The sequence below is a fragment of the Streptomyces sp. NPDC058239 genome (assembly GCF_042882185.1).
GTDB lineage: Bacteria > Actinomycetota > Actinomycetes > Streptomycetales > Streptomycetaceae > Streptomyces.
Map to the genome: position 1 here is coordinate 75,800 of NZ_JBHVWS010000044.1, position 8,520 is coordinate 84,319.

Here is an 8,520-nt window from a genome sequence, read left to right on the forward strand (position 1 = left end):
GACGCGTGAAGTGCCCGGGGCCGCGGCCTTGGGGGGAAAGTGCGGATCGGGGCAGCGATGAGTTTCGGCCGCCGGACCGGTCTCCCTGATGTGGAAGCCATGACCCCGATCGTTCTCGTCGTCACCGGCCGCGTCACCAGGGACGTGGTGCCGGGACTCTGTGCGGAGCTGGAGGCGCTGCTGTACGGCCCCGACGGTGCCGCCCGTGACCCGGGCGCCGGGGTGGACTGCGATGTGGGCGGGGTCGTACGCGCGGATCTGGCCCTGGTCGAGGCGATAGCGCGGCTGGGGCTCGTCGCACGCCGGGCGGGCGGCCGGAGGCTGCGGCTGCGCAATGTGCCCCCCGAGCTGCGGAGCCTGCTGGACCTGGTCGGGCTCGCCGATGTGGTCGACCTGGAGTGCGGGGCGGGGACGGGGACCGGGGTGGGGGCTGAGGCGGGGGAGGGCGTGGGCTGAGCGTACGAGCCGCCCCCTCGGCCCCCGCCCCGCTCAGTCCGCGAGCCTGGCCTCGGCGCAGACCACCTGCCGGAACCGAACGGTCCCGCCGTCGACCGGGGCCGCCGACGCCTTGAGGAGCGGGGCCGCGGTGGCGGTGGGGCGCCGGGACGCGGCGCTGATGAGGTCGTCGCAGTCGGACTCGGGCTGGGGCCCCGGCTCGCCGCCGGGCCCGGGGGTCCGGGTCGCCCCGGGCGCCGGACCGTCGGTGGCGGAGGGCTCGCCCATCCACTGGGTGAGCCCCCAGCCACCGGCCGCCAGCACCACCCAGCCGGTCACCAGCCCGTTCCGTATGCCGCGCTTCATACCCGGTCTCACACCGCCGCGTCGTCGTCGAGATGGTCCGGCAGGCCGAAGAGCGGGAACCAGCGCGGCGTGTCCAGGAAGCAGTGCATCCCGGTGATCGTCCCGTCCGAGATGTCGATGACCTGCACCGCCCACGGCACGAACCCGGGCCCGTCCGGATTCGGCTTGTAGTGCGCGAACGCCGGGGTGCCGTTCGCCGAAGTCGCCACCAGCCGTGAGCCTTCGCAGCTCGCACCGATGGTGCGCATGAAGCCGGTGATGTCGTCGTGCCCCTGGAGCCAGAGGTCGAACGGCGGCATGGTCATCACGGCGTCCTCATGGAGCAGTGCGGTCAGCGCCGCCATGTCGTACCCCTCGAAGGCCGCGACGTACCGATCGAGGAGCTTGCGCTGCTCCTCGTCGAGCGGATCGGCGGTGTCGGCGGTCAGACCCTCGTGGTCCGCGAGGGTCGCGCGCGCCCGCTGGAGGGCGCTGTTGACCGAGGCGACCGAGGTGTCGAGCAGCTCGGCGACCTCGCTCGCCTTCCAGGCCAGCACCTCGCGCAGGATCAGCACGGCGCGCTGCTTGGGCGGCAGATGCTGGAGCGCGGCGACGAACGCCAGGCGCACCGATTCCCGCGCCACGGCGGCCTCCGCCGGGTCGGCCACCGTCGGCAGGATGCGGCCGTCCGGCATCGGCTCCAGCCAGGTGTTCTCCGGCAGGGGGGTGAGCGCCGCCTGGGCCAGCGGGGTCGGGCCCGTCAGATCGACGGGACGGGCCCGCTTCTTGCCCGCGTTCAGCATGTCCAGGCAGACGTTGGTGGCGATGCGGTACAGCCAGGACCGCAGCGAGGAACGCCCTTCGAACTTCTCGAAGTTGCGCCAGGCACGCACCAGCGTGTCCTGCACCGCGTCCTCCGCCTCGAAGGCCGAGCCGAGCATCCGGTAGCAGTAACCGGTCAGCTCCACCCGGTGTCCCTCCAGACGGCTGTCGATGTCCGTCGTTGCTGTCAGATCACCCATCGCTCCACCCCTGTTGCGCTGTGGCACCGCTCGCTTCGGCACTCTGGAAGCTACCGCAGGCCACTGACAACGGGGATGGGAAGTGCCCGAGCCGCCCGGATTCCGGTCACGTTCCGGGCTTGCGTCCGTACACGTATACGTCGTCGCCGTTCTTCAGCAGTTTCCAGTACGACTTGGCGTCGGCGGTACGCATGTTGACGCAGCCGTGCGACCCCGGCGGGTTCCACATCTTCACGCCCACCGCGTGGAACGCCTGGCCCCCGTCGAAGAACTGGGAGTACGGCATCGACACGTGGTAGATCGACGAGACATGGTTGATGTGCCGCCAGTAGATCTTCTTCGCCCCGGTGCGGGTCTCGTAGCCATTGCGCCCGGTCCGCACCGGTACGGGCCCGAACTTCAGCTTGCTGCCGTCCTGGATCCAGCTCAGCTGCCGGGTCAGGTCCACGCACGCGATGCGCCCCTTGTCGGTGGGGCACTTCTTGTCCTTGTTCGGGTTCTTGCCGGCCGCCTTCTGGGCGGTGAGCGTCTTCATCGTGCGCCAGGTGACCGGACCCGCGTACCCGATGGTGGGGGTGACCCCGTAGGTGCTCTGGAACGACCTGATCGCCTTGCAGTCGGCCGCCGACTGCCTGCCGTCCACCGGCCGCTTCAGATACTTCTCGACCTGCTTCTGGTACGGCCCGGTGGACGTCGTACAGGACGCCGCCTGCGCCGACCCGCCCGTGGCCAGCACCAGCGCCGGTACCGCGGTCAGCCCCGCGACCGACAGCGCGAGCCCGCGCCGCAGCCGTACTCCCCGTATGTTCCCCGTGACTCTCATGTACGCCAACTCTCCTTCGCGCGCCGTGAGGTGATTCCGTCTGCTAGACGCGCGTCGGGGAGTGGATGGTTGTGCGCCGTATGTCTCAGTTCTGTACGGACGCCACCGGCATCGGCCGGAGCCGTTCGGCGCGGGCGGCCCGGGTGCCGTACAGGGTGATCGAGACGACGCCGAGGACCGCGAACAGTCCCAGCGAGACGGTCCCGGCCCAGCCCCCGGCGTGGAAGGCGACCGCCCCCAGCGTGCCGCCCGCGCTGGAGCCCAGGTAGTACGCGGACTGGTAGAGCGCCGACGCCTGGGCACGGCCCTTCGTAGCCGTACGGCTCACGGACGAGGAGGCGACCGCGTGCCCGGCGAAGAAGCCCGCCGTGATCAGGACCAGGCCGAGGAGTACGGCGGCCAGCTGGTCGGCGAGCGAGAGCAGCAGACCGGCGGCCGTGGTGGAGACGGCCAGGTACAGCGCGCCCCGCCGGCCGAGCCGGGCGACCAGCTTGCCGGCCGCGGCGGAGGAGACCGTACCGACGAGATAGACCAGGAAGATCGAGCCGACGATGCCCTGCGGGAGGTTGAACGGCGCCTCCACCAGGCGGTATCCGATCACCGTGTAGACCGCGCCGAACACCGTCATGAACAGCGCGCCGATCGCGTACAGCCGGCGCAGCAGCGGATCGGCGAGGTGCCCGCCCACGGTCTTCGCGAGGGCCTTCGGGTTCAGCGAACCGGGGGTGAAGTGCCGGGCCCGGGGGATCATGAAGTGGAAGACGACCGCGCAGGCCACGGCCAGCAGCCCGACCGCGCCGAGCGCCGCCCGCCAGCCCCACAGCTGGGCGACCCAGCCGGTGAGGATGCGTCCGCTCATCCCGCCGATGCTGTTGCCCGCCACGAACAGTCCGATCGCGGCGACCAGCGCCTTCGGCCGTACCTCCTCCGCCAGATATGCCATCGCGGATGCGGGCAGTCCTGCCAGCGCCGCGCCCTGGACGGCGCGCAGCGCGATCAGCCAGCCCAGCGAGGGCGCGAACGGCACGAGCAGCCCGACCAGTACGGCGACCGTCAGCGAGGCGGTCATCATCTGCCGCCGCCCGAACCGCTCGGAGAGCGCGCTCATCGGCAGCACGCACAGCGCCAGCGCGCCCGTCGCGGCGGAGACCGTCCAGCTGGCCTGTCCGGCCGTGGCGCCGAGGGAGGCGGAGACGGCGGGCAGCAGGGCCTGGGTGGAGTAGAGAAGAGCGAAGGTCGCGACACCGGCGGCGAAGAGCGCGAAGCTCATCCGGCGGTAGCCGGGGCGGCCGGGTTCGAGACGGTCCGGCGCGGCGGGTTCGGCGGTGGCGACGGCTGCGGCGACGGGGGACGGCTGGGGCGAGGCGGCCACGGTGAGGGTGGACGCCCCGGTACTGGCAGGAGGCATGGTTCAAAAGTAGGACTCCCGGTTTCATGCGTCCAATGCATGAACTCGTCATAATCGTTCCCATGGTGCATGAACGCAGCTCACAGCCTCGGCTGTCACCCAGTAGTTACGAAGAAGACATTCGTGCGGTCCTCGCGCCGCGGCTGGCCCACTTCGAGGCGGTGGCCCGCCACGAGCACGTCACCCGCGCCGCGCACGAGCTCGGCGTTCCGCAGTCGACGCTCTCGCGGGCGATGGTCAGGCTCGAACAGGACCTGGGAGTCGCCCTGTTCGCCCGCAAGGGCCGAACCGTCTCCCTCACCCCCGCGGGCCGCACCTTCCTGGGCTCCGCCGAGCGGGCCCTCGCCGAGGTCGAGAAGGCCGCCGACTCGGTACGGGCCGACGCCGACCCGGCCACCGGCAAGGTCGCCTTCGGCTTTCTGCACACCATGGGATCCGAGACGGTGCCCGCCCTGATCCGGGCCTTCCGTGTCGACCACCCCCGGGTCCGCTTCCAGCTCGTGCAGAACTACGGCGAGGCGATGATCGAACGCCTCCGGTCCGGCGGCCTCGACCTCTGCCTCACCTCGCCCGTCCCGGACGCCCCCGATCTGGTCGCCCGCCGCCTCGACGAACAGCGGCTGCGCCTGGTCGTCCCCGAGGACCACCGCCTCGCCTCGCGCCGCCGCATCCGACTGGCGGAGGCCGCCGACGAAAAGTTCGTCACGCTCGAACCCGGGTACGGGCTGCGGCGGATCACCGACGACCTGTGCGCGGAGGCGGGCTTCGCGCCACGTGTCGCCTTCGAGGGCGAGGAGGCGGAGACCCTGCGCGGCCTGGTCGCGGCCGGCCTCGGCGTCGCTCTGCTGCCACCACCCGCGGTGGCCCGCCCCGGCGTCGTGGAACTCACCGTCACGGCACCGAGGGCGGCCCGCGAGATCGGCGTCGCCTGGCTGGACGGCCACCCGGACACCCCGCCGGTGGCCGCCTTCAAGCGCTTTCTGCTGTCGCGCAGGGGCCACCTGCTGCCCGACTGAGCCGGGCGGGGACGGTGCTTGCGTGTTTCGGCGGTTCGGCGGTTCGGCGGTTCCGCGTTTCCGCGCGACGGTCCTCGGCGATGCCGGAGCCCCGCGCGGCCTTGCCCGAGGACGCTCCGTACAACGAGGTCTTCGAAGCCGGCCTGCTCGCCTTCATCAGGGGCCGATCGGCGGGGACGGAACCCGCCTACCGGCCGGCCTGCTCACCTCAGTCCCGCAGCGACCTCCCGAACCCGGCAGCCAGCGGCATCCGCAACCCCAGTGGCGGCGGCGCCGCCAGGGCGTCGGCGACCGGGCGGGCGTATGCCCGGCCGAAGAGCGACCCGCGGACGAAGTCCGTTGCCAGGGCCACCACTTCGGCCCGGTGCTGGCGCAGGCCGTGGCCGTCCGAATGGACCTCGAAGCGGCAGGTGTCGCGGTTGGCCTTCTTGGCGCGTTCGGCCAGGCGGAAGGAGAGTTCGGGGTCGGTGCGGGCGTCGTTCGTGCCGTGGACGAGCAGGACCTGCCGGCCGAGCAGATGCTTCACCGGCTCCGGCTCGTCCGTCGAGCTGTCGGGCAGCCAAGGGGCCATCGCCAGAACGGAGTTGACCGCAGCGTGGCCGCCCGCACGGAGTGCGGCCCGGCCGCCCATGCCATGGCCGGCGAGGCATACGGGGACGTCGCCGTAGCGTCGTACGACCTCGTCCACCGCCCATCGGGCGTCCGCCGCGAGCTGCGCGTCGGTCGTGTTCCAGCCGCGACAGCGGTAGCGCACGACATGCGCGGCGAGCCCGTCCTCCTGGCTCGCGCGGGCCAGGGTGCGGGCCAGGGGCAGTTGGAGGGCGTACGAGAGAGGGGAAGGACGGCGGTGCGAGTCGGCCTCGCCGTCCGGGAGCAGCAGAACCACGCCGCTGACCGCAGATGGCGCTCCGGCCGTCCTGACGGCCCGCCCCAGCCTCGCAGCAGGCAGGGGGAGTGCTCGCTGTGCCATCAGTTCTCCTTCGAGGGGACCACCGGCTTCGGCCGGTGGGGGGAATCGAAGGCTCCCTGCGAGGGCCGGCCCGGCATGGCCGGGGCTGCCGCCTCACACGTACGTGTGAGGTTTTGGGAGCCAAGGGTTGATGTACCGGTGGCGTACGTACAGTCGCCGTGTGGCTGTGACCAGGAAGGTTCGCCGGTTCTCCGGCGGTGTGTACGACCTCGGGCTGCACGTCGTGTGGTGCCCGGAGAACCGCCGCCCGGTCCTTGGCGGCCGGCTCGCAGCGCGTCTGGATGAGCCGATCCGGCAGAAGGCCGACGAACGGGGTAGGGGGATCGGGGCGCTCGAGGTGATGCCCGACCACGTCCACCTGTTCGTCGAGCACGATCCGAAGTCGTCGGCCTCGTATGTTGCGAACCAGTTCAAGGGCCTCACCTCGCGCGTGCTGCGGGAGCACTGCTCGATGTACAACGGCGCACTCCAGGAGCGGCGGGACGCCCACCTGCACGGCTCGAAGACGAGCATCCGGTACCGGGACCGGTCGGCACAGCTGCAGGAGAATCGCGTCACCCGAGCTGAGTGCACGTGTACGGCGTGCGGCTTCACCGCGAACGCGGACCACGGCGGCGCGACGAACGTCCTCGCCAGGGCCGGGCCGGTCCTCTGCGGCGTGGCCTAGCCACCGGCACAGGAGGCCCGCGCGTTTACGCGTGGGTGGAGTCACGACAGAACAGTGTCAGAAGGACAGGTGTACTCCACCCGTATTCGCGGTCACTGTTACGCATCGGCAAGCGACAATCTACGCGCGTAGGCGCTAGAGTGCCCAGATGATGAGCCCGACCCTCCATGTGCCCGGCCAGGACCAGATCCGGCGTGCCCCCAAGGTTCTTCTCCACGACCATCTCGACGGCGGCCTTCGTCCGGGAACGATCGTCGACCTCGCCCTCGCGAGCGGCTACGACGGACTTCCCGAGACCGAGCCCGACAAGCTCGGCATCTGGTTCCGCGAGGCAGCCGACTCCGGATCGCTGGAGCGCTACCTGGAGACGTTCGCCCACACCTGCGCCGTCATGCAGACCCGCGACGCGCTGGTCCGGGTGGCCGCCGAATGCGCCGAGGACCTGGCCGCGGACGGTGTCGTGTACGCCGAGGTGCGGTACGCCCCGGAGCAGCACCTGGAAGCCGGGCTGACCCTCGAAGAGGTCGTCGAGGCGGTCAACGAGGGCTTCCGCGAGGGCGAGCGGCGGGCCCGTCTGGACGGGCACCGCATCCGTATGGGCGCTCTCCTCACCGCGATGCGGCACGCCGCCCGCTCCCTGGAGATTGCCGAGCTCGCCAACCGCTACCGGGACCAGGGTGTCGTCGGCTTCGACATCGCGGGCGCGGAGGCCGGCTTCCCGCCCACCCGGCACCTCGACGCCTTCGAGTACCTCAAGCGCGAGAACAACCACTTCACCATCCACGCGGGCGAGGCCTTCGGTCTGCCGTCGATCTGGCAGGCGCTCCAGTGGTGCGGCGCCGACCGGCTCGGCCACGGCGTGCGCATCATCGACGACATCGAGGTCGCCGAGGACGGTGGTGTGAAGCTCGGCCGCCTGGCCTCCTACGTACGGGACAAGCGCATCCCGCTGGAGCTGTGCCCGACCTCCAACCTCCAGACCGGCGCCGCCGCCTCGTACGCCGACCACCCCATCGGGCTGCTGCGGAAGCTGCATTTCCGGGCCACCGTGAACACGGACAACCGGCTGATGAGTGGTACGAGCATGAGTCATGAATTCGAGAAGCTGACCGAGACTTTCGGATACACGCTCGATGACATGCAGTGGTTCACCGTCAATGCGATGAAGTCGGCATTCATTCCTTTCGATGAACGTCTGGCGATGATCAATGACGTGATCAAGCCCGGATATGCCGAGTTGAAGTCCGAGTGGCTCTTCGAGCAGACCGCTGCGACCAGCGTGCCTTCCGCTTCCGCGGGCTGAACCATACCTCCGCGGGAAACGGCCGGTACTGCGAAATCCCGGCCGTTTTCCGTGTGTCGGCATGTTTGCGGGACGGGCAGTGGGCTGACTACGTTTCAGAGCCGCTCACATCCCCTTCCCCAAGGATGAATTTCACATGAAGCAGTCTGCTGTCAGGACTTTCGGCGTCGCCGCTCTCGGTGCCGCTTTCGCCGCTGCCGCCGCGGGGACCGCATCCGCCACCGTGCTGCCGGCCGACGCCGCGGCCACTGCCCTGCCGGTCGCCGGCTCGGCGCTGGAGAACGCCACACCGGCCCTGCCGGTCCAGGACACGGCCACCAAGATGCTCGGCACCGGCCAGCAGAAGCTCGCCGGCGACGTCACCACCCCGGTCAAGGGTCTGATCGGTGGTCTGCCCGCGGGCGGCCTGAGCACCAGCGGCCTGTCGACCAACGGTCTCCCGCTCGGCGGCTGATCTCCGTACACACGTCTGTGGGGGGGGGCCCCCCGTGGGGGGTGCGCCCCCCACACCGTTTTTTTGGGTAGGGGGGA

The 8,520-nt window shown here is 70.7% G+C and carries 10 protein-coding genes; 5 read left to right on the forward strand and 5 right to left on the reverse strand.

Going from position 1 to position 8,520, the window contains the following annotated elements; translation table 11 throughout:
* Positions 1-57: 57 nt before the first annotated feature.
* Positions 58-456, forward strand: a complete 399-nt coding sequence (locus tag ACFVYE_RS34520; protein ID WP_383970243.1) for an STAS domain-containing protein — start codon at positions 58-60, stop codon at positions 454-456.
* Between the two features lie 33 nt (positions 457-489).
* Here the strand turns inward: ACFVYE_RS34520 and ACFVYE_RS34525 are convergent, their stop codons facing one another.
* The 4 genes from ACFVYE_RS34525 to ACFVYE_RS34540 all read right to left on the reverse strand — a co-directional run bounded on the left by ACFVYE_RS34525 (position 490) and on the right by ACFVYE_RS34540 (position 4,033).
* Positions 490-801, reverse strand: coding sequence for a hypothetical protein (locus ACFVYE_RS34525; protein ID WP_383970240.1), 312 nt, complete (start codon positions 799-801; stop codon positions 490-492).
* 8 nt (positions 802-809) lie between these two features.
* Positions 810-1,829 carry a sigma-70 family RNA polymerase sigma factor gene (locus ACFVYE_RS34530; protein ID WP_383970237.1) on the reverse strand — a complete coding sequence of 340 codons (1,020 nt, stop codon included), beginning with the start codon at positions 1,827-1,829 and terminating at the stop codon, positions 810-812.
* Between the two features lie 79 nt (positions 1,830-1,908).
* The gene (locus ACFVYE_RS34535; RefSeq protein ID WP_383970234.1) at positions 1,909-2,625 is read right to left on the reverse strand and encodes a L,D-transpeptidase family protein; all 717 of its coding nucleotides are present in this window, start codon (positions 2,623-2,625) and stop codon (positions 1,909-1,911) included.
* 85 nt (positions 2,626-2,710) lie between these two features.
* Positions 2,711-4,033, reverse strand: a complete 1,323-nt coding sequence (locus ACFVYE_RS34540) for an MFS transporter (protein WP_383970231.1) — start codon at positions 4,031-4,033, stop codon at positions 2,711-2,713.
* A 62-nt stretch (positions 4,034-4,095) separates the two neighbouring features.
* Between ACFVYE_RS34540 and ACFVYE_RS34545 the strand changes: the two genes are divergently transcribed.
* Complete coding sequence (locus tag ACFVYE_RS34545; RefSeq protein WP_327273344.1) at positions 4,096-5,049, forward strand: LysR family transcriptional regulator; 954 nt, start codon at positions 4,096-4,098, stop codon at positions 5,047-5,049.
* A gap of 208 nt (positions 5,050-5,257) precedes the next feature.
* On the opposite strand, the gene ACFVYE_RS34550 is transcribed toward ACFVYE_RS34545, so the two are convergent.
* A complete protein-coding gene (locus ACFVYE_RS34550) occupies positions 5,258-6,019 on the reverse strand; it encodes an alpha/beta hydrolase (protein ID WP_383970228.1) in 762 nt (253 codons plus the stop codon).
* Positions 6,020-6,149: 130 nt separating this feature from the next.
* Between ACFVYE_RS34550 and tnpA the strand changes: the two genes are divergently transcribed.
* The 3 genes from tnpA (at position 6,150) to ACFVYE_RS34565 (ending at position 8,443) form a co-directional block, all read left to right on the forward strand.
* Positions 6,150-6,686 carry an IS200/IS605 family transposase gene (gene tnpA / locus ACFVYE_RS34555; protein WP_389608119.1) on the forward strand — a complete coding sequence of 179 codons (537 nt, stop codon included), beginning with the start codon at positions 6,150-6,152 and terminating at the stop codon, positions 6,684-6,686.
* 148 nt (positions 6,687-6,834) lie between these two features.
* Positions 6,835-7,989 (forward strand): adenosine deaminase, encoded by a 1,155-nt coding sequence (locus ACFVYE_RS34560; protein ID WP_383970222.1) that lies wholly within the window; start codon positions 6,835-6,837, stop codon positions 7,987-7,989.
* A 136-nt stretch (positions 7,990-8,125) separates the two neighbouring features.
* Positions 8,126-8,443 (forward strand): hypothetical protein, encoded by a 318-nt coding sequence (locus ACFVYE_RS34565; protein WP_383970219.1) that lies wholly within the window; start codon positions 8,126-8,128, stop codon positions 8,441-8,443.
* Positions 8,444-8,520: the final 77 nt, after the last annotated feature.